At 42.3% G+C, this 19,079-nt stretch carries 23 protein-coding genes and 1 pseudogene; 9 read left to right on the forward strand and 15 right to left on the reverse strand.

The features are described from left to right. Positions 1 to 8 precede the first annotated feature (8 nt). A complete protein-coding gene (locus tag ATG71_RS19705) occupies positions 9 to 1,490 on the reverse strand; it encodes a recombinase family protein (RefSeq protein WP_098441131.1) in 1,482 nt (493 codons plus the stop codon). An 11-nt stretch (positions 1,491 to 1,501) separates the two neighbouring features. Continuing rightward, complete coding sequence (locus ATG71_RS19710; protein WP_098441132.1) at positions 1,502 to 1,699, reverse strand: hypothetical protein; 198 nt, start codon at positions 1,697 to 1,699, stop codon at positions 1,502 to 1,504. A gap of 90 nt (positions 1,700 to 1,789) precedes the next feature. Here ATG71_RS19710 and ATG71_RS19715 point away from each other — a divergent pair. Continuing rightward, positions 1,790 to 2,833: pseudogene (locus ATG71_RS19715) on the forward strand (hypothetical protein); the annotation flags it as partial. 40 nt (positions 2,834 to 2,873) lie between these two features. Here ATG71_RS19715 and ATG71_RS19720 read toward each other — a convergent pair. Beyond that, positions 2,874 to 3,467, reverse strand: coding sequence for a phosphatase PAP2 family protein (locus ATG71_RS19720; RefSeq protein ID WP_142953498.1), 594 nt, complete (start codon positions 3,465 to 3,467; stop codon positions 2,874 to 2,876). A gap of 94 nt (positions 3,468 to 3,561) precedes the next feature. Here ATG71_RS19720 and ATG71_RS19725 point away from each other — a divergent pair, with 94 nt between their 5' ends. Beyond that, positions 3,562 to 4,764 (forward strand): amidohydrolase, encoded by a 1,203-nt coding sequence (locus ATG71_RS19725; RefSeq protein WP_098441134.1) that lies wholly within the window; start codon positions 3,562 to 3,564, stop codon positions 4,762 to 4,764. A 39-nt stretch (positions 4,765 to 4,803) separates the two neighbouring features. Here the strand turns inward: ATG71_RS19725 and ATG71_RS19730 are convergent, their stop codons facing one another. The 4 genes from ATG71_RS19730 to ATG71_RS19745 all read right to left on the reverse strand — a co-directional run bounded on the left by ATG71_RS19730 (position 4,804) and on the right by ATG71_RS19745 (position 8,080). After that, on the reverse strand, positions 4,804 to 5,211 hold the full coding sequence (locus tag ATG71_RS19730) for a DoxX family protein (RefSeq protein WP_051758452.1): 408 nt from the start codon (positions 5,209 to 5,211) through the stop codon (positions 4,804 to 4,806). 142 nt (positions 5,212 to 5,353) lie between these two features. Then, positions 5,354 to 6,055 (reverse strand): EcsC family protein, encoded by a 702-nt coding sequence (locus tag ATG71_RS19735; protein WP_098441135.1) that lies wholly within the window; start codon positions 6,053 to 6,055, stop codon positions 5,354 to 5,356. A 62-nt stretch (positions 6,056 to 6,117) separates the two neighbouring features. Then, positions 6,118 to 7,347 carry an ABC transporter permease gene (locus ATG71_RS19740; RefSeq protein ID WP_286163076.1) on the reverse strand — a complete coding sequence of 410 codons (1,230 nt, stop codon included), beginning with the start codon at positions 7,345 to 7,347 and terminating at the stop codon, positions 6,118 to 6,120. Continuing rightward, complete coding sequence (locus tag ATG71_RS19745) at positions 7,337 to 8,080, reverse strand: ABC transporter ATP-binding protein (protein WP_098441913.1); 744 nt, start codon at positions 8,078 to 8,080, stop codon at positions 7,337 to 7,339. The genes ATG71_RS19740 and ATG71_RS19745 overlap by 11 nt, the downstream gene beginning before the upstream one ends. Before the next feature lie 708 nt (positions 8,081 to 8,788). On the opposite strand from ATG71_RS19745, the gene ATG71_RS19750 reads away from it, so the two are divergent. Beyond that, the gene (locus ATG71_RS19750) at positions 8,789 to 9,211 is read left to right on the forward strand and encodes an HIT family protein (RefSeq protein WP_098441136.1); all 423 of its coding nucleotides are present in this window, start codon (positions 8,789 to 8,791) and stop codon (positions 9,209 to 9,211) included. Positions 9,212 to 9,384: 173 nt separating this feature from the next. Continuing rightward, positions 9,385 to 9,921, forward strand: a complete 537-nt coding sequence (locus tag ATG71_RS19755; RefSeq protein WP_098441137.1) for a tryptophan transporter — start codon at positions 9,385 to 9,387, stop codon at positions 9,919 to 9,921. Between the two features lie 61 nt (positions 9,922 to 9,982). On the opposite strand, the gene yhzF is transcribed toward ATG71_RS19755, so the two are convergent. Beyond that, positions 9,983 to 10,177, reverse strand: coding sequence for a membrane protein YhzF (yhzF, locus tag ATG71_RS19760; RefSeq protein ID WP_034763309.1), 195 nt, complete (start codon positions 10,175 to 10,177; stop codon positions 9,983 to 9,985). Positions 10,178 to 10,342: 165 nt separating this feature from the next. On the opposite strand from yhzF, the gene ATG71_RS19765 reads away from it, so the two are divergent. Together ATG71_RS19765 and ATG71_RS19770 are read left to right on the forward strand one after the other, a co-directional pair. Then, positions 10,343 to 10,714 (forward strand): YtxH domain-containing protein, encoded by a 372-nt coding sequence (locus ATG71_RS19765; protein ID WP_098441138.1) that lies wholly within the window; start codon positions 10,343 to 10,345, stop codon positions 10,712 to 10,714. A 374-nt stretch (positions 10,715 to 11,088) separates the two neighbouring features. Beyond that, positions 11,089 to 11,664, forward strand: a complete 576-nt coding sequence (locus tag ATG71_RS19770) for an HTH-type transcriptional regulator Hpr (protein ID WP_098441139.1) — start codon at positions 11,089 to 11,091, stop codon at positions 11,662 to 11,664. Between the two features lies 1 nt (position 11,665). On the opposite strand, the gene ATG71_RS19775 is transcribed toward ATG71_RS19770, so the two are convergent. After that, positions 11,666 to 11,995, reverse strand: coding sequence for a DUF1878 family protein (locus tag ATG71_RS19775; protein ID WP_098441140.1), 330 nt, complete (start codon positions 11,993 to 11,995; stop codon positions 11,666 to 11,668). Positions 11,996 to 12,178: 183 nt separating this feature from the next. Between ATG71_RS19775 and ATG71_RS19780 the strand changes: the two genes are divergently transcribed. Further along, a complete protein-coding gene (locus ATG71_RS19780; protein ID WP_098441141.1) occupies positions 12,179 to 12,715 on the forward strand; it encodes a DUF3267 domain-containing protein in 537 nt (178 codons plus the stop codon). 208 nt (positions 12,716 to 12,923) lie between these two features. After that, positions 12,924 to 13,103, forward strand: a complete 180-nt coding sequence (locus tag ATG71_RS23850) for a hypothetical protein (protein WP_034763303.1) — start codon at positions 12,924 to 12,926, stop codon at positions 13,101 to 13,103. Between the two features lie 60 nt (positions 13,104 to 13,163). On the opposite strand, the gene ATG71_RS19790 is transcribed toward ATG71_RS23850, so the two are convergent. The 3 genes from ATG71_RS19790 to ATG71_RS19800 all read right to left on the reverse strand — a co-directional run bounded on the left by ATG71_RS19790 (position 13,164) and on the right by ATG71_RS19800 (position 13,642). Next, positions 13,164 to 13,259: a YjcZ family sporulation protein gene (locus ATG71_RS19790; protein ID WP_079534381.1), complete on the reverse strand. Its 96-nt coding sequence runs from the start codon at positions 13,257 to 13,259 to the stop codon at positions 13,164 to 13,166. A 127-nt stretch (positions 13,260 to 13,386) separates the two neighbouring features. After that, the gene (locus ATG71_RS19795; protein ID WP_032089274.1) at positions 13,387 to 13,470 is read right to left on the reverse strand and encodes a YjcZ family sporulation protein; all 84 of its coding nucleotides are present in this window, start codon (positions 13,468 to 13,470) and stop codon (positions 13,387 to 13,389) included. A gap of 85 nt (positions 13,471 to 13,555) precedes the next feature. Then, positions 13,556 to 13,642, reverse strand: a complete 87-nt coding sequence (locus tag ATG71_RS19800) for a YjcZ family sporulation protein (RefSeq protein ID WP_044337791.1) — start codon at positions 13,640 to 13,642, stop codon at positions 13,556 to 13,558. Positions 13,643 to 13,828: 186 nt separating this feature from the next. On the opposite strand from ATG71_RS19800, the gene ATG71_RS19805 reads away from it, so the two are divergent. After that, complete coding sequence (locus tag ATG71_RS19805; protein ID WP_098441142.1) at positions 13,829 to 14,782, forward strand: peptidylprolyl isomerase; 954 nt, start codon at positions 13,829 to 13,831, stop codon at positions 14,780 to 14,782. 53 nt (positions 14,783 to 14,835) lie between these two features. On the opposite strand, the gene ATG71_RS19810 is transcribed toward ATG71_RS19805, so the two are convergent. The 3 genes from ATG71_RS19810 to ATG71_RS19820 form a co-directional block, all read right to left on the reverse strand. Beyond that, complete coding sequence (locus tag ATG71_RS19810) at positions 14,836 to 15,015, reverse strand: sporulation YhaL family protein (protein WP_098441143.1); 180 nt, start codon at positions 15,013 to 15,015, stop codon at positions 14,836 to 14,838. Between the two features lie 113 nt (positions 15,016 to 15,128). After that, on the reverse strand, positions 15,129 to 16,070 hold the full coding sequence (yhaM, locus tag ATG71_RS19815; RefSeq protein WP_098441144.1) for a 3'-5' exoribonuclease YhaM: 942 nt from the start codon (positions 16,068 to 16,070) through the stop codon (positions 15,129 to 15,131). Between the two features lie 54 nt (positions 16,071 to 16,124). Beyond that, positions 16,125 to 19,076, reverse strand: coding sequence for an ATP-binding protein (locus ATG71_RS19820; protein WP_286163140.1), 2,952 nt, complete (start codon positions 19,074 to 19,076; stop codon positions 16,125 to 16,127). Positions 19,077 to 19,079: the final 3 nt, after the last annotated feature.

The following is a 19,079-nucleotide window of genomic DNA, read 5'->3' on the forward strand; positions in this document are numbered from 1 at the left end:
TTTCCCCTCTATCTAGGTGCTAATGTTAGTTTTATTACTTCTTCTTCATTTCCAAAGGCATCCGCTTCGATTCCTCTGAAATAGTAAATCTTATCTATCAGTAATTTTAACAGACGGTTAGCTTCTTCCTTGTTGGTACATTCTTCAATCTTGGTATAGTTTAGTTGTCCTTTACCCTCAGGTAAATTTAATTCCTCTTTAATCATTCCTATAAGCTTTAGCTTCTCCTGATAGCCTTGAGATAACTTGGCGGTGTCCAGTGATAATAACTCCTCATTTAACTCCGCAATCTTACTGGAAAGGTTAATCAGTTCATTCTCTGATTCTGTTTTAATCTCTTCAAACTCTGCCTTGGATAGTTCACCGTCTATACGCATTTCCCTTGCATTTTTAAGCCTTCTATTAAGCTTCTCCTGCGTTTTGGTAAGGTTAGCAAGCTGTCCTTCAATTATTCCCTTTTTGTCCTCTAGCGGTGTATCCAGTGCCTTCTGCCATTGTTCTCTGAAATGTAATTCAACCCAATAGAACTGTGCGTAAAACTCTGCTAATAGTGTTTCTTCCTTTACTCCTGGCATTCCACATACACACTTTTTAGAAACCATTGCATTTTCATAGACTTCTCTTCTCTTTAACTGGAAGCTAATCTTTCTATCGCAATTATCACAGTAAACTAAATCCTTTAAAATGGTTCTCACCTTACCTTTTGTTCTTACTCTTTGTTCTCTATCCCCTGCAAATCTGGCTGTCATTGCATGATTTGCCTTCTTAAAAGTATCCTTATCCACGATAGCGGGAAAGGCATCCTCTACCCTAATATCTTTGTAAATCATAGTTCCAGTATAGGCTTCATTACGTACAATATTTTGAACTGATTTATAAGCCTTACCAATCATGTCTGAAATTGTTTTCCCACCGTATCCGTTAATGGCTAGGTTAAATATCTTCCTTACGGTTTCCGCTTCTTCATTCGGTTCAAAGGTTCGCTTCTTGTCAATTATCACAGAATCATAACCAAATGGAGGTAGACTAGCTACGATTTCCCCTCTAAGGGCTTTATCTCTTTTACCTTGTAACATACGCTTTCTTATCTGCTTATACTCTCCATGTGCCAAAGTTGATTCAATAGCGTATAGAGTAAAGTCTTGTTCTGTATAAATCCTTTCAGGTGTGATAACTGGAATCCCTGCTTTTTCTAACCGTTTGAATATGTGAATTGAATACTCTAAATCACGACTTAAACGGTCAATCGCTGTAACCACAACCGCATCATATTTCTCTAAATCATCCAATAAATTATTAAGGGCTTCCCTTGCTTCCATTCTTGCCTGCCCTGATATGATTTCCTCAAATATGGTGTAAGTGTATCCTCTTTCCTCACATAGCCTTACAAGACGTTCTCTGTGACTTTGTAGGGTGTCCACGTTCTCCCCTTTATCCCTTGAAATACGAAGGTATATAGCAACGTGTTTAATAGGGTTCATTGTAGTCATTATGATTTCCTCTATATTCTACTTTTAAAAGCTTTTATTTTTCTTGCTTGTCTTGTTTCTTTCATAGTGGTCAAGTCCACTTTACATAGGTATTTAAAGCCTTCTAAGATATAAACAACTTCATATACCATGAAACCTTCTAAGACTTCATAGTCTAAAACACCGTATTTTTCTGCATACAATAATGCTTGTTTTTCGTTATATGTCATGATGTATCCTCCTGATGAATTAGTCATATAATGTATCAACAAAGCCAATTATATCAGGATTTTATGGGTAGTGTCTATAAGTGCGTTTAATGGTTTTTCTGGCCATCCCCCGCTGTGGCCTTATTGGGGGCCGTGTTGGTACCCGTTGCCTTACGGGTCGGATTGCCCGCCCTTGGTATCGCCATGGCCATGAACTTATTCGGTCATGGGATCGCCCTTTCAGGTGACTTTGTCATCCAGGCAGCTCCAAAGTTGACAGCAGACGCTGCAGGTATCCCTGTATCAGAAGTTATTTCGGCAAGTATCCCTCTCATCATTGTCATGGGAGTGGTCACGACCGTCACTGCATTCATCTTCCTTAAACGTGATATGAAAAAAGGGGTCCTCACGGTCGATTCCAGCTCCCTTGCTGCCATCGATCCAGAGCAGGATTCTTCACATGGCCATTTATCATCCCGTTGGAAAAAGGCCATTGCAATCCTTATCCCTATATTGTTTGCGGCTGATATTACGGCAATGGTTCTATTCGATCTGCAGGGTGGAGATGCAACAGCACTTATCGGGGGAACCTCCATCATCATCCTCTTATTGATTTCATTGGCCGCCTATAAAGGAAAAGGATTAGAGAAAACGACCAGTTTCATGATTGACGGATTTCAATTCGGGTTTAAAGTATTCGGTCCTGTCATACCGATTGCCGCTTTCTTCTATTTAGGGGACTCAGGGTTTCAAACGATCATTGGGGATTTTCTTCCGGCAACATCACATGGAATCGTCAATGACCTGGGCGCATCCCTTGCGGCCGCCGTCCCGCTTTCCAAGGCGGTGGGTGCGATTACCCTTACGACGGTCGGTGCCATCACGGGACTTGATGGATCAGGCTTCTCGGGGATTTCTCTTGCCGGTTCCGTCGCCAATCTATTTGCTGAAAGCATCGGTTCCGGGATTGCTACCCTAACGGCCCTTGGTCAGGTGGCAGCCATCTGGGTCGGTGGCGGGACCCTTGTCCCATGGGCACTCATTCCAGCAGCAGCCATCTGCGGAGTCGACCCATTCGAACTGGCCAGGCGAAACCTGCTCCCAGTCTTCATCGGACTGATCGCAACGACCATCGTAGCGATGTTCTTAATCTAAAGACAGAGGGACGGACCTTCCAAGTGAAGGTCCGTCCCTCTTATTTTGCAGGGCGCTTTTCATAAAGGAAGATACACAGCACGAAAAACGAGTAACCCAGCAGGAAGCCGGCAGCAATATCAGTAGGATAGTGAGCCTGTTCCGCTACCCTGCTGAATCCTGCCAACAGAGAAAGGATGACGGCCACAGTGAAGATCGTGACTTTCATTCCCAAGGTCGATATCTCCTTACTGATGAAATAAGCGATGACCAGCAGAAAGACAATTCCCACCATGGCGTGACCGCTGGGAAAGCTGAACCCTTCTTCTCCATGTGAAAATGGTGGCCTTTCACGTTCCATTAAACCTTTGATGGCTTTATTCAGGACATTACTTCCACCTACCAGTACCACGACCGTAATGATGCCTGCATAATCTTTTTTAACCCACCAAAGGAACAGGATCAAGGCGATTGTGGCGATTCCGATTACCAGCTCCGTCCCTATCACGGAAAACGGTTCTAATGCATTCAAGCCGCCCATGTTTGTCAGAAGATAATCCTCTCCGACAATCTCCATGTCATGATAAACAAAATGTGCAATGGTCATAAAAAGTACAAATGAAATGATAGCTGTAATGGATAAGATTTTATTCATCGGATCCTCCTTGAATTTCACTTATCCCCTCTTCCCGGGAACTTTTAGTGTTATAATATTCGTAATATTCACCAAACATTAGGAGGTTGGGGACTTGCTGAATGAATTATATCAGAAATTAGAAGATAGTTGGATAGAAATGGTTAAAATCAGAAGATTTCTTCATCAACACCCGGAATTATCCTTCCAGGAAAAAAATACGGCAAAGTATATTGCGGATTACTACAAAAAGATCGGGGTGCCCGTTCAAGAACAAGTCGGCGGTAATGGTGTGGTAGCGAGGGTGGAAGGTGCTCTCCCCGGTAAGACCGTAGCTCTCCGTGCAGACTTTGACGCCCTTCCCATACAGGATGAAAAGGAAGTGGAATATCGTTCTACCGTTCCGGGTGTCATGCACGCCTGTGGTCATGACGGCCATACCGCGTCACTTCTGGTATTAGGGAAAACCCTTCATGAAATGCGTGAAACCCTTTCAGGGACGGTCGTCCTCATACATCAGCACGCTGAAGAATATGCACCGGGAGGAGCTAAGTCCATGATCGAAGCGGGTTGCCTCGAAGATGTGGATGTGATCTTCGGCACCCATTTATGGGCAACCGAACCGCTTGGAAAGGTCCTCCACCGAACAGGTCCGATCATGGCCGCTGCGGACCGCTTTGAAATTGTCATTAAAGGATCCGGGGGGCACGGGGCACAGCCTCACAAGACCAAGGATTCCATCGTGATCGGCGCTCAAGTTGTTGCAGAACTTCAGCAAATCGTCAGCAGAAGAGTAAATCCGATTGATCCAGCCGTCGTGACCATCGGCTCCTTTATAGCTGATAATGCGTTCAATGTCATCGCCGATTCAGCTAAATTGATTGGAACAGTACGGACCTTCAACCCGGAAGTCAGGGACTTTATTGAAGAAGAAATCGAACAGATCATAAAAGGGGCATGCCTTTCCGGCCGCTGTGATTATGAATATGCATATGAGCGGGGGTATCCCGCCGTTGTCAATCCCCCTGAGGAGACAGACCTATTCATTCAAAGTGCACAAACTGTAGATGAAGTGCATACAGTGGAAGAAATTGAAATGCAAATGGGCGGTGAGGATTTCGCCTTTTATTTAGAACATGTAAAGGGTACTTTCTTCTTTACGGGAGCCAAGCCCGACAATGTGGAAACGGCCTACCCTCACCACCATCCCAAGTTCGACATTAACGAAAAAGCGCTTCTCATTGCCGCAAAATCATTGGCAAGCGCAACACTTCACTACCAGGTTAAACATTCCGTTTCGGAAGCCGTTCCGAAATAACGAAAAGAAGGATCGGATGCTCTCATCCGATCCTTCTTTTTAATAGAAGCGATGATTCTTTTCAATTTTACTGACCACCAACACCCACCAAATCAAAAGGGGCTGGAACAATAGTCTGACCCAAAGCAGGAGTTGATTGGCATCTTCCTGTCCCGGGGCCGGAATTCCTTTAATGGCTGCGTAGATATTTGCAGGAAATACAAGCACTAAATAAATCGCGGTGATGATCCCGGTTTTTTCACGAGTCTTCGGAATCAACAGCAGGACTGACAGAATAAATTCAATGATTCCCGTAATATAAACAAGCTCTTCCCTTAAAGGAATAAACGCAGGGACCATTTTCGCAAATCCTTGAGCTTCAATAAAATGAAAGACTCCTGCCAGAAAGAAGAAGAAGGAGAATAAAATGAGCCCGACTATCTTCCATGCTTTTTTTCGTTTATTCATCTATTCCACACCTCACTAAACACAATTTACCCTACCTTTATCACTATACATGAAGTCATTGCGGAAATAAAAAGATGGGTTTTTCATCACAATGACCCCAACAAAAAGAAGACCGATCATGACGATCGCCCTTCATACGGTACTATTCTAAAGCATTAAAGTAGCGAATCCGATAAGCAAATTTTGCCACCTCACCAAGCTGATCCAATAGCTGATAATTTGCATAGGCACCCACAACAGCCCCGACTCCCGGGATGAGCTGGAGCATCTTCACCAAATCGATGTAATCCCGATACTCCTGTTGAAAGGTTTTCCAGTCAAGTTCCTTCAGCTTTTCCTTTTCATCCTCCCAATTCTCAATGATGGAGAGGACCTTCTTTTTATGAGTATCACTTGAGAATGCGAGTTGAAAAACATACAGAAGAAATAGGCGTTCCTCATATTGTTTGGGATCATACCCATGGATCATGGAGCATTCGCTTAAAAATTTCATCTTAATGGACAGGAGCAATGGAAAATCCGCAAGACCAAGAAAGATCCCCCCGGCACCGGTTCCCGCCCCTTCGATGGTGGCAGCTTTCCGGTAAAATTCCATACGTTCCTTCATCACGACTTCCCGTTCCTCTAGGTCTGGTCTATAGGTCGCCTGAAGGGACACCCATTCGCTGCCCTTAAGGGTGACCTCCACCATTTTCTTGATGCTTTCCGTGACAAGTTTATGCGCTTTCTCAGGTATCCACTCATTCACCTTCGTTTGTGCCTGTTTGGATACCCTCTTAAAGATGGACGATTTCCTGGTGTATCTTCGTTTCCACTGCTCGAGCTCTTCTATTTCATGGTCCACTTTAGAACCACCATCCTTTTTCGTCAGCCTTTACTCATACTATGTTCATCTTACCAGTTTCATTAAAAAAGCGTTTCTTCCATCTTCTTCAATCTTTGAACCAGGTAGAACTGACTGAAAAAGATGGAGAAGGATAAGCCTGCAAGAAGCGTGATCAATCCCGGCAGCCACTCTTCCCTAATAAAAAGGGGGATGGAAAACACAATGGCCTGAATCATCATCGACTGGCTCATGATTTTCTGAAAAGATGATGTCTTCAATTCCTTTGAAACGGGGTAAATGAGTACCCAGATCTTATAGTCAAAGCGCTTGAATAAAGGAATCATCTGAAAAGCTGTCAAATAAAGAAATACCATAGCCGTCAGGATACTGAAGACGAAAGATGAATTGGAATAAATCAGCAGCACACCGATCAGGGTCAAGCGTATATACAGACCTGAATATTCACTTGTCCTCACAAGCGAGCGAAGATATAAATAGCGATACGTTGATGCTTGCGAGAAAGGCACCGTCACAAGCCAGTCGAGCCATTTTCTCCGGTGCACTTTCCCTTTCAGCTTTGGAACATCCGTGAACATATTGGCGATGCGATAAAAGATCAGCATACGCTGCTCTTCAAGATTGATCAATAAATCCCATTTAAGGTTCTTACCCTTTGCTGCTTGATGAAAATAAAAGGCATATCCGAGCATCAAGGCGGCCACGACGAGTGTCATCCAAAGGTCGGCTCCCGATAAAACAAGGAACAAAAGAGTCCCGCTTAATAGAAAACGGACAAGACTGTCCGTCAGGTGAGCTTCCCTCTCCTGAAACCTTAACATGAACCAGCGAACATAGAGATTCCATATTTTCATGACCAATATTAAGCCAAGTAATGGAAAGAAGCTTCTGAAACTGTTTCCGGATACAGCTACATACATAGGCATCAGGGCAGCCAGGACAAGCAGTTGAATGTAGGATTGAAACATGAAGCTGATCCAGACGCATTTCCTGAAATAACCGGATAAACGTTCTTCTAAAGGGAGAAGAAATACAGCATCCGCTTCCCGAAGGAATGTGTAAACAGGACTCCATGCCAATAAGAGACCAAGTACGACTGACATGATGAGAGGAGCCGGGAATGTCGGCTCGAGTGTCTTCACCCACTGATTATACGTAAATGCCGCGCCCCCCAAAGCGAAAATCAGGACAAATAACAAATGATCGTTGAACATGTACTTCAAATACTTTTGAAGTTCCTGGTTATACTCTACAATCCTCTTTTTCCAGATTCCCTCCACATTATTCATCATGGGATTCTTCCTTGGTCAGCTGGATATATATATCATCTAAGGTGGCTTCAGGCATAGTAAACTCCCTGCGAAGCTCTTCCAGAGTCCCCTTTGCCCGGATTTTCCCTTCGTGAAGGATGATGAATGAATCACAATATCTTTCGGCAGTAGCTAATATATGAGTAGACATCAGGATGCCCGCCCCATTTTGTTTCATTTCCTCCATCCAATCCAGTAACGATTGGATCCCGAGTGGGTCCAATCCGACAAACGGCTCATCGATGATGTACAGACTGGGCTGGATAAGAAAGGCACACATAATCATCACTTTTTGTTTCATCCCTTTAGAAAAATGGGCAGGAAACCAGCTCATCTTCTTCTCCATGCGAAACGCCTTCAACAATTTATCGATTCTTCCCTTATATTCCCCATCTGATAATCCGTAGGCCATGACCGTAAGTTTCAGGTGTTCCTCCAGGGTCAGTTCATCATATAAAATCGGTGTTTCCGGTATGTATGAGAATTGCTTGCGATACTGATCGGCATCCTTTTTCAACGTATGGCCATTGATGGATACCTCCCCTTGCTTCGCCTCCATCAGACCGATGATATGCTTGATGGTCGTACTCTTACCTGCCCCATTCAATCCGATCAACCCGACAATTTCATTAGAGTCAATGGAGAATGTTATATCCTTCAAAACCGGCTTCCTTGTATACCCGCCGACAAGATGCTTAATTTCTAATAACGACACGAGCAGCAACGTCCTTTCTCTTCTATATGTATTATTTCTATTTTATCAAAACTTTTAAGCAAAGGCATGCTTTGAATAAGCAACCTTCCATATTTTAGTACTCATAACTTCACCCAAGAATGCACAACATATTATCAGAAGGGGCCAGCAATAAGAAAAAGGGGATGGTTGTTAAAGACCAGCTAACCGATTTCACTATTGTTTGCGACTTGAAGGATTCGTCGTCTTCTTTAGTGAATGACACACTCACCCAATTCATTTCATCAAAAATTTGATAAATGAGGTGTTTGTTAAAGCACATTTTGACTAAATCAACTTTCTTATTAAGCTTTCTTAGCCTACAAGATAAGGGGATGGTCAGTTTGCACAGAGTCATTCATGTTTCTAACGATTTACACATATCATCCTTATAGCAAATGAGGTGTTTGTCCAAGACGGCTAACGGTTTCTATTGTCTAAATGCTTAAATAGCAAAAAGATAAGGGGATGGTCGCATTGAACAAAGTTCATTCTACCCAAGAATGGTACACTTTTCGAAGCTACTAACGAATGAGGTGTTTATCAAAGAGAATGAAGCCTGACATTTAAACCTTTACAGTATTACCCCTTCTAAAGAAGAGAGGCAGGAAAATCGTTCCTGTCTCTTCTTCATTTATTTTTACTTTAATGGTAAAATACATACACCATTACTGAAAGGTGGAAATGAGCATGAGTGACTGTATTTTTTGTAAAATCATCGATGGAGAGATCCCGGCAATGAAAGTGTACGAAGATGACCATGTCCTTGCGTTTCTTGATATCAGCCAAGTGACAAAAGGCCATACACTCCTTATTCCGAAAGTACATAAAGAAAACGTCTACGAGCTGACCCCTGATGTGGCGAGCCACCTTTTCTCTGTTGCACCAAAGATTGCAAACAGCATCAAGGCTGAATTTAATCCTGTAGGAATGAACCTATTAAGCAACGCGGGTGAAGAAGCAGGACAATCCGTCTTCCATTTCCACATGCACTTCATACCACGCTACGGCAACGGAGATGGTTTCGGAGCTGTATGGAAAACCCATAACGACGACTACAGCCACGAAGATTTAAAGGAAATCGCCGATTCTATCGCCGGTCATCTGTCATAGCATTGAAAGCCCGGCCCTCCCTGAGAATAAAGCGGCCGGGCTTTTTTCAGAAATATTGGTCTTTGACACGGTGTCTCTATATGTTATAATGTACCTATCTTTTCGCTAATGGCAACAGTGCACATTAGGAGAAGCGGAATTCAAAGACTAGTTTAGTTGAGGAGAGATGAGAAATGAATACAAAAACACTTGTATCCCTGTCTTTATTAGTAGGGATCGGAGCGGTACTGCACACAGTGATCCCGGGCATATTCTTAGGAATGAAACCGGACATGATGCTGACGATGATGTTCTTGGGAATCATTTTGTTTCCTGCAAAGAAAAACGTCTTGCTGCTAGGTCTACTGACAGGAGTCATTTCAGGATTGACAACACAATTCCCTGGTGGATTCTTGCCAAACCTGATCGACAAACCGGTCACGGCATTCGTCTTTTACGGATTATTCCTGGCAACAAAGAAAATCACTCGTTCACTGTTAGGCGCTTCTGTTCTAACCGCAATCGGTACACTCGTATCAGGAAGCGTATTCCTGCTTTCTGCATATATGATCGTTGGCCTGCCTGGAGCTTTCTTCGCTCTATTCGCAGCAGTCGTACTTCCGGCAACACTTGTGAATGCCGGCGCCATGTTCATTGTGTATCCGATCATCAACGGTATCTTAAAACGTTCAACCATTCGAGAAGCTGTCACAACAGAACAGCTTTCCTAAACACAATAATAAAAACACCCTCCATGCCTTGTGAGCCGTCACAAAATGGGGGGCTTTTTTATTAACTGACTGCAAACCAGAGCAGTATCCCTATGAGAAACGTGATCAATCCTCCTGAACCCAATATGGTCGCACGCTTTTTTAATATATTTTTAGGAGGATACATTCCAGGTCTTTGAATACTGATGAAGTTATATACCATACTTAGAAACAAAACAGTACTGAGAGCAAAGAAACCAAAGATTATTCCGTCCATTCTGTTAGAACCTCCCCCCTCTTCCCCACCTCTTATCTTATTTTTATGCGTTGGAAGAGAAAGATATGAACCGTCTTGTTTCAATCTGTTCTAAAAGGGAAAAGGAGAATACATACTGATTGGAGAAATATAGTATTATAGAAATAGAAGAACGAGGTGAACATAATGAATAAAAAATCTCTTACCTACGGATTATTGATCGGTGGAGTGGTCGGAGGAGTCGCGTCCCTGCTGACATCCCCTTTATCAGGTAAAGAAATCCGTGCACAAATCAAAGACAAGAAAGACGATTGGACAGTGGTCATCGAGGAAATGAAAGGCCACATCGGTGAATTGAAAGAGTCAATCGGCACCCTGTCACAGGAAGGAAAGGAAACGGTCCTTCAGCTATCCAAGGATCTTCAAGCTTCCTTCAAGCAGTGGCAGGCATCAACCGAGCCGAACAACCAGCGCCTTCAGGAAGAAATCCAATCCATCCAGCGAACCATCGAAGAGCTGGAAAAGTCGATCAACTCAGCTAACACAACGAATCAATAACCCCTATCCCCGTTTTGCCTTTCCCCCATTTACGGGTTATGGCTTACGGGGATTCTATTTTCTTTGAAATAAAATTTAATTCCACCCCGATTTCTTTCAGAATAGTGATTCCCAATATAAATCCCGTCATTACAGGGTTCAAACTCTCTTATCTTTCTAAAACAAGGCCGGTAAACCAACCAGAAATTATATACTTCGAAAAATTTTGTCAATTTAGCCTTTATTAATTATTACTTTATTGGCATAATAAAATATAAGCGCTTTCTTTTTTGATAATCGTTGTTTTAGTAAATCCTTTGGAACTGCTTACAACGCAACCATTTCAAGAACAGCTTATAGTAAAAAAAGATTTTCTAGCAAAGTGGGTGAATGAGATGAAGGAAAGAGAATTTACTTTGAAAGAGGCAATGCTCTTCAGTCAAAGGATGGCTCAGCTTAGTAAAGCTTTGTGGAAGGCCATAGAAAAGGACTGGCAGCAATGGATCAAGCCATACGACTTAAATATCAATGAACATCATATTCTCTGGATTGCGTATCATTTAAAGGGTGCTTCCATTTCGGACGTGGCCAAATTCGGTGTTATGCATGTTTCAACGGCATTTAACTTTTCAAAGAAATTAGAGGAACGTGAACTTCTTGAGTTTTCCAAACGGGAGAATGATAAGCGGAATACGTACATTCAACTGACGGCCAAGGGCGAGAATATCCTTCTCGATCTAATGAAGAACTATCAGCCGGAAAGTCATTCCATCTTCCAGGGAGTGGCGCCATTACGGGAGTTATATGGGAAGTTCCCTGAAATGATCGAAATGATGACCGTCGTACGTAATATTTATGGAAATGATTTTATGGAAATATTCGAAAAGTCATTTCACAATATTGAAAATGATTTTTCTGATGATAATGGAAAGCTCGGTGAACTATTTGAAGATGAGGAAGAACTGGCCTGATCTACAAGCACTTCTGTAATTGTACCATCAAAGCTGGATAAATATTCTGAACCAGGCAACTATCCACGACTTCATGCACTTTCAGCTTTGCATGAAGCTCTTCATCAAATTCTTTAAAAAGCGGAGTATTGTATACGAATCCTTCCGCTTTTTGTTTTTCAAGTTTCATGCTCAATCTATCACAAGTATGAAAGAACTCCTTCACTTCCCTCTCTGACAATCCATTTCGAATGATCAGACGATAAAAGGGAAACCCATTTTCGGGGCACATTTCTGCCATCAACCTCTGATGATATTCAAGTTTTTCTATTCGCTTCATTAGTTCGTGCATCTTTATCACCCACTATTTATCTCATACTCTCATTGTACAAAACTATCACATACCTGTCGCCTCAAACTCCCTCAAAAAAATAAGAAAAATCCTTCTAAAATGTATTGATTTTTTCCGGCAATCGTAATAAAGTATGTAAAGCACTTAATTAACCACTTTTCGTCTAATGGAGGCGATTTTTTTATGCATTGCTGGAAAACAATCAACCTGGAAAAACAATTTGGATTTTACCGAGTCTTTTTACTTTCATCCATCATCATGATGATGGTATTCTCATTAATATACGTACCAATCAACTTACTATTTCCGAGTGCTTTTTACGACAAGCATTTCCTGGGATTCTTCATGGGACTGATCAGTATCTACCCGTTGCATAAATTTTTCCACATCGTGCCTATCTTGCCTTTTGTGAGAAAAATAAAATGCAAATGCAACAGAAAAATGTATTTTTTACCGATACTCTCATTGCGGGTGGATCAGCCGATTTCAAAATCCCGTTATTTGGTAGCCCTTGTGGCTCCGTTCTTTGTACTTAACAGTATTTTATTATACGGATGCTTCCATTTCCCACATTATTCGCATTACTTTACCATGCTCATTGCATTTCATTCAGGCATCTGTGCCATTGATTTCATTTATGCGAAACAGTTGATGGACTCACCAAAGAATGCATTAATCGAAGAAAATGAAGATGGATACGAAATATTGATTTATCAGTAAGGATGATGGATGGCCATTGAAGCATACACTCGATGGAAGAAATCATCCTTCAATATTTTCAGGATGATTCACTGCTTTCGTTTACCTGTTCTAGGCCTCATATATGAAAAAAGCTTCATGAACATGAATTAAGGCAACACTCTTGCTACCAATTAGGGAAATAATTTGGTAATGTATAGTCTATAGGAGATAACGGGGAGGGGTTTGGATGATCTCCATGTTTTTAGTATTTGCTGTCTTCATCTTATTTTATATAAATAAAATGACCAACGCATTATGTTTACAAAAAGAAATACCTGAAGAACGCCAACCTAAGGTATTTAGGACCATCAATATCCTAATCACCATACTGCTGGTTTCTTCTTACATAGAGATACTATTTACATAGAACATGAAATGTAAAAAAAGCAGATCCGGAAACCCGGATCTGCTTTTTTATCTATTTATATTAGCAAACGTATGCTGCACCAATGATGATTAACAAAATGAATAAAACTACGATTAACGCGAAACCTCCGCCGTACCCGCCGCAAGCACCTGACATATGCGCTTCCTCCTTTCATGTATGAAAAGCATTAACATATGAATATGAAGCAAAAGGGGCCAGCCTTTCTTAAGGTATTGCCCCCTCTTACAGTCTTTATCCGGTGAACCTAAACCCTGAGGCTAAATTATAGCCATGCTGCACCTACAATAATTAACAGGATGAACAGTACTACGATTAACGCGAAACCTCCGCCGTATGCATTACCCATAACTTTCCACCTCCTTTGAAGCGCTACTTTATCTTATTCAAGTTAGCTGCCATTTGTTTTAGGCTAATGTCATAAATTAAATTTTTTAGCAAATATATGCGGCACCAACGATGATTAATAAGATGAACAGCACTACGATTAACGCGAATCCGGAATTGTATCCACAGCTCATATTTATTACCTCCTTTTCTCTCTTCGCTCTTATCATATGAAAGTACCTAGGAAATGGGTGTGTAAAATGCCCATTTTTCTGAAGATTAGTTTGGAAAATATTTTTTAAAATGGAAGAAGTGTGTTATAGTATGTTTTGTAGATTTTGACATGCCATCAAACGAAATTATTGTAGGAGTTGGTCACCATGAAAAAATGGATCATTTCAGTATCACTGGCTGCGGGAGTCGTAGGACTTGCAGGGTGCAGCGGTGACGGAGCTGAAGGAAACAGTGACGTTGTTGCAACAACAAAAGCCGGAGATGTAACAAAAGATGAACTTTACAAATCAATGAAACAAAAATTCACTCCACAAATGGAACAGGCCCTTCAGGAACTGGTATATACGAAAGTCCTTGAGGACAAGTATGAAGTATCAAAAGAGGAAGTTGATAAAAAGCTGAATGAAGCGAAAGATCAATTAGGACCTCAATTCGATAGTTTCTTACAACAATATAATCTGGACGAAAAATCGTTCAAACAATACTTAAAGCTTCAATTGCTTCAAGAAAAAGCCGCCATTTCCGATGTGAAAGTAACGGATAAAGAAGTCAAAGACTACTACGAGAAATGGAAGCCTGAAATTAAAGTCCGCCATATCCTTGTAGAAGATGAAAAAACAGCGAAAGAAGTCAAACAAAAATTGGCAGATGGAGCGAAATTCGAAGATCTTGCAAAGGAGTACTCCACAGATCCCGGTTCTGCTGAAAACGGCGGAAGCTTAGGATGGGTAGATTACGCTGGTCGCCAAAACTTTGTTCCTGAATTCTCGAAAGCCCTCGACACTCTTGAAAAAGGAAAAGTAAGTGAGCCGATCAAAACAGATTATGGTTACCATATCATCGAAGTGACAGATAAAAAAGAAAAGAAATCCTTTGACGAAATGAAAAAGGAAATCGAAAAAGAACTAAAGCTTTCCAAAGTGGATCCTCAAAAAATCCAGGAAGCGATGAAAGCTGAAATCGAAAAAGCTGATCTGAACATCAAAGATAAAGATCTGAAAAAGTCATTTGATCAAGTATTGAATCCTCCTGCAGCACCTGAGGGCGGAGAAACACCTGCAACTGAAGGCGAAGCTCCGGCAACGGAAAAACAGGAATAATCGAAAAGGACTGACGGCTATTATGAGCCATCAGTCCTTTTTGTATGAATTGATCATGACGTCAGTTGACGCTTCTTCTCTTTTTCCTCTTCCATTCGATGAATATACACTTCTCCTTCTTTCTCAATCCACTCATCTTCCTGCGTCTTTTCTTCCTTCGCCGATTTAATCGTCATAAAGGCACTCCCGAAAATTCCTGCTACAACCAGGTACATCCATATAGGCAGGGTCATTTGCTTCATCTCCTTATAGGTTTGTCCTCTTTTATTTACACTATATGAGTGCCGGGAAGAAAACATGACAGCATGATAAAAAAGAATCCGGTACATGGACCGGATTCTTTTTATTATTTATGAAAGGTAGGTTTATAGAATGAACGGTTATCGAGTGCGAATACTCTCTCCGTATACTCTCCCGGCTTCACCCGTTCAAGTGCCCGATCAAGCATATTCATCTTTGCATCGACATTATCGATGTAGTGAAGGATTTCTGCTTCCCTGATGAGTGGCGGCTTAGGACTTCCCCATTCGGCTTTTCCGTGATGACTCAGCACGAGATGTTGAAGAATCATGACCTCTTCGCCTTCAATTCCCAGTTCATCCGCTGCTTTCCCGATTTCGTTCACCATGATCGAAATGTGCCCGATCAAATTCCCTTCAATCGTGTATGTTGTCGAAGTAGGACCCGACAGCTCGATGACTTTCCCTAAATCGTGAAGGATGACCCCGGCATAGAGGAGATCCGAATCCAGGGAATGATACAGTCCGGCAATGGCTTTCGAAAGATCCAGCATCGAGACTACATGATAGGCAAGGCCTGATACGAATTCATGATGATTCTTCGTAGCAGCCGGATATTCCAGGAAAGGCTTTTGATATTTCTTGATCAGGTGCCTTGTGATGCGCTGGATGTTCGGATTTCTCATTTCAAAGATATATTGTGTAATCTTGCTCGTCATCTCATCTATGCTCACCGGCGCCGTTTCCAGGAAGTCTGAAATGGCATAGCCATCCGCCGGGGAAGCAGGCCTGATCTGTTTGATCTTCAGCTGATTCTTCCCACGGTAACTGTGTATGTCACCGACGACCCTGACGATCGTTTCAGGCTGGTAGGCCTTCTCATCCTGCTCAGAAGCATCCCAGAGCTTCGCTTCCATATCCCCGCTCTTATCTTGAAGGATCAGCGTGAGAAACGGCTTTCCTGTATTTGTGGTACCCTTTGTCATTTGCTTGATTAATAATGGCAAGTCGATCGTCTCACCTACGCTGAAATGTGTAATACCTGACATCTCTTCTCCTCCGTTCCACTATAAAAGTAGTTTCAGTATATCATATTTTTTCACTCAAGTAGTCCGGATCGACTCCTCCCTCTTTAACACAATCACCTCTTCATCCGTGAACGATTGTTTGATATGAGGGTGACAGGTGAAAAATAACACTTGATGGTCCCTTGCCACTTTCCTTAGGAGCGAAAGAAATGCATTTGTTCTGGTCAGGTCAAAGTTGACTACCCCATCATCAATCAAAACTGGTAATGGATATTTATCACCCATCGATTGAATGAGGGCAAAACGGATCGAAATAAAAAGCTGCTCTTTCGTCCCTTGACTGAGTTCGATTGCATCAAAGATGGTCCCATCCATCCTCTCCACTTTGATCATTTCATCATCCAGTAAGAAAATGCGGTGATAATGCCCTTCTGTCATTTCCCTGAAATTTTCTTCTGCAAGCTCTATGACTTTCGGCATTTTGGTTTTCTGATATAGCTCCATCGTTTTCCTTAACGTGACCCCTGCCAATGTATACGCAGACCATTCAAAGGCAAGCTCCCTAAGCTCGGCTTTTTTGCTTTCGAATTCTTGAAGGATGGCCGAATGGGTCTTGCCTTCTTCTAACGTTTTGATTTCATACGAAAGGGAGGCGAGTTCTTTTTGCAGAGCGGACAGCTGTTTTGACAACTCATCGATGGATTGTAAGACCCGGGCCGATTCCCTCCTGCTTTCTTCCAACGAATTAAACTCAAGGAATGTATCAAGGGTTTTTTTAGTCAATCTCGTTTTCATCCCTTTATATAGAGACCAAAGTTCGCTTCGTTCCTGAACCATCATAGCCTTCTCCCTGAATTCCATTTCCCCGGTGCAGCCAGCTATTTGGATCAGGTCATGTAGATCATGGCGGATTTTTTCAATTTCTAAGGAATTTTTTTTGATATCCATAGATAATGGCTCTAACTCTGCAGCAATATTGTCGACTATCAGCCGTCGTTTCTCCAGATCCTGCAGCATCCCTTTCAATTGAAGCAGCGCTTCGTCCACCGTCGTGAACAGAAGGGCATGGCGGTGAAACCACTCCTGGCATTCTTCCGTGAATTCTTTTACTTTCTTCTCCGAATAAGCCTCTTCACTGGATAAATGAGTATATGTTTCATAGGAATAGACTAATTCTTTCATCTTGGCAAATGCATCACGCAGCCATTTCCAATGAAAATCGGCAGGTAAGTATAATTCCCCTTTCAGGCGTTCTATCCTTCCCTCTCCTTTGATGATCGCTTTCACAAGCTCTTCCTTTCTCTCGTGAAGCTTCTGTATCTTCAGCTCCTGTTCTTCTAATGTCAGGACACGCTGCTTCCACTCGTTGCGAAATTCCATTTGTTCCAAAAGGCTTTGTTCTGCTGTATCCAGGGTGCCGGTTTTCTCCGGTTGAACTTCTTTCGCTCTTGCCCTGAGTTTTTGAAGGGTGAGAGCTTCATTCCTGACATTCCTCCTCGATTGAAAGATGATTCCACCGATAGCCATCAGAAACAGCAAGCTCATACCTGCCATGATCCAATTGCCGGAGAACACCCCCCATAAACCGAATCCCATTGCAATCAGGAATGCTCCACCACTGAGCAGCATCTGATACGAATAGGAAGCTTTTTTTCGGCTATAGTTTTCCTCTGCCTCCCTTACTTGCAGATTCACCCATTCCATCTGCTCCCTTGTAGAATGCTTGCCGGTAAGAGCTTTGACCTTTCGTTGTAATTCTTGATATTCATCCTCTTCCATTAATCGTTTTTCTAAGTCTTCGCATTTACTTTCAATGGTTTGAAGTTCTTCCATTTCCTCTGCCTGAAGCTTTTCCAGGCTTTCCCGTTCGTGAAGGAGCTTGGTCTGATGCTCCAATGCCTGCTGTATGTTTTCAGACATCATCATACTTGTATTTAATGAAGGGATATTTTCCATTTCAATCTGCAGCCCTAATTCCCTGATGGTGTCGCTGATTTTACTTTGGACCATTCTTAATTCTCTGCTTCGTTCCCCGCTCTCTTCTTTCCACTTCAAGTAAGAGGATTGACGGGACAATAGTTCCTCCATGTAAGGAATCTCTTCTCTTAACGTAAGGTCCAGATCTTTTGATTCCAACTTTTCCTGCAGATTCTGTTGTTTGCTTTTCAGGGTCTCAAGATAGGCTGACGTTTGTCTTTCTTCGATTTTCAGCTCGTTCATCCGTTCTAATCCGTGTGGAGGGAATTCGGGGTCTTTCAGCTGGGAGAGGCGCTTTTCCACATCATTGAATTGGACAAGGGTATCCCAATTTTCATTTACGGAAATAAGATTTTCTCTCTGATCAGAAAGAAGCTCTTTTTCCTTCTCCAGAGCTGTTATTTCCGACTCAAGAGTCCTGCGTCTCCCTATGAGGGGCAGATACTGATCGTTTTTCTCTTTCCCTTCCTTCACTTGTTTTTCAAGATCTTTTAGTTCGGAAAGCACGACATTGATCTTCGGTTTTCTACCTGACTTTTTAAACAGCAGTTCCCTTTCTTTCTGCCAGTCCTGCGAAAGCTTCAATAAAAGGTCCGTCCCTGTAGAACCCGCCGTGAATAAATACCGGTTCAGTTCTTCTTTTTTGAGTCGCTGGATGTTTTGAAGGCCATCCAGGTTGAATGAGAAGATGTTTTGATAGGTGGACTGGTCCATTTTGCCCAACAATTGTTGGAGGGTTTCTTCTCCCTCCACTCTTCCATCTTCAAATTGGACGGTTACGTCTCCCGCAGCCTTCCCTCTGATCCGCTCGATGCTCACAATCCCCTGATCTTCCATCCTGCAAAGGATTTTCCCACCATACTCGGACGAGGATTTCGGAATGTACCTCAATAAGGATTGCTGTTTGGTTGGAAAACCGAATAGGATGCTATGAATGAATGACATGATCGTCGATTTACCCGCTTCGTTTTCTCCATAAAATAATTGAAGATCGCTAAGTGTATAATGCTTGTTGTCAAACTTCCCATATCCGTATATATGAAGTTCCATCAG

Source organism: Bacillus sp. es.034 (assembly GCF_002563655.1).
Lineage (GTDB): Bacteria > Bacillota > Bacilli > Bacillales > Bacillaceae_B > Rossellomorea.

Excerpts from the sequence above, each read along its gene's own strand:
- ATG71_RS19705 (WP_098441131.1), bottom strand. The coding sequence starts at position 1,490 with ATGACTACAATGAACCCTATTAAACACGTTGCTATATACCTTCGTATT.
- ATG71_RS19710 (WP_098441132.1), bottom strand. The coding sequence starts at position 1,699 with ATGACATATAACGAAAAACAAGCATTATTGTATGCAGAAAAATACGGT.
- ATG71_RS19720 (WP_142953498.1), bottom strand. The coding sequence starts at position 3,467 with ATGAATAAAATCTTATCCATTACAGCTATCATTTCATTTGTACTTTTT.
- ATG71_RS19730 (WP_051758452.1), bottom strand. The coding sequence starts at position 5,211 with ATGAATAAACGAAAAAAAGCATGGAAGATAGTCGGGCTCATTTTATTC.
- ATG71_RS19740 (WP_286163076.1), bottom strand. The coding sequence starts at position 7,347 with ATGATGAATAATGTGGAGGGAATCTGGAAAAAGAGGATTGTAGAGTAT.
- ATG71_RS19750 (WP_098441136.1), top strand. The coding sequence starts at position 8,789 with ATGAGTGACTGTATTTTTTGTAAAATCATCGATGGAGAGATCCCGGCA.
- ATG71_RS19755 (WP_098441137.1), top strand. The coding sequence starts at position 9,385 with ATGAATACAAAAACACTTGTATCCCTGTCTTTATTAGTAGGGATCGGA.
- yhzF (WP_034763309.1), bottom strand. The coding sequence starts at position 10,177 with ATGGACGGAATAATCTTTGGTTTCTTTGCTCTCAGTACTGTTTTGTTT.
- ATG71_RS19765 (WP_098441138.1), top strand. The coding sequence starts at position 10,343 with ATGAATAAAAAATCTCTTACCTACGGATTATTGATCGGTGGAGTGGTC.
- ATG71_RS19770 (WP_098441139.1), top strand. The coding sequence starts at position 11,089 with ATGAAGGAAAGAGAATTTACTTTGAAAGAGGCAATGCTCTTCAGTCAA.
- ATG71_RS19775 (WP_098441140.1), bottom strand. The coding sequence starts at position 11,995 with ATGCACGAACTAATGAAGCGAATAGAAAAACTTGAATATCATCAGAGG.
- ATG71_RS19780 (WP_098441141.1), top strand. The coding sequence starts at position 12,179 with ATGCATTGCTGGAAAACAATCAACCTGGAAAAACAATTTGGATTTTAC.
- ATG71_RS23850 (WP_034763303.1), top strand. The coding sequence starts at position 12,924 with ATGATCTCCATGTTTTTAGTATTTGCTGTCTTCATCTTATTTTATATA.
- ATG71_RS19790 (WP_079534381.1), bottom strand. The coding sequence starts at position 13,259 with ATGTCAGGTGCTTGCGGCGGGTACGGCGGAGGTTTCGCGTTAATCGTA.
- ATG71_RS19795 (WP_032089274.1), bottom strand. The coding sequence starts at position 13,470 with ATGGGTAATGCATACGGCGGAGGTTTCGCGTTAATCGTAGTACTGTTC.
- ATG71_RS19800 (WP_044337791.1), bottom strand. The coding sequence starts at position 13,642 with ATGAGCTGTGGATACAATTCCGGATTCGCGTTAATCGTAGTGCTGTTC.
- ATG71_RS19805 (WP_098441142.1), top strand. The coding sequence starts at position 13,829 with ATGAAAAAATGGATCATTTCAGTATCACTGGCTGCGGGAGTCGTAGGA.
- ATG71_RS19810 (WP_098441143.1), bottom strand. The coding sequence starts at position 15,015 with ATGACCCTGCCTATATGGATGTACCTGGTTGTAGCAGGAATTTTCGGG.
- yhaM (WP_098441144.1), bottom strand. The coding sequence starts at position 16,070 with ATGTCAGGTATTACACATTTCAGCGTAGGTGAGACGATCGACTTGCCA.
- ATG71_RS19820 (WP_286163140.1), bottom strand. The coding sequence starts at position 19,076 with ATGGAACTTCATATATACGGATATGGGAAGTTTGACAACAAGCATTAT.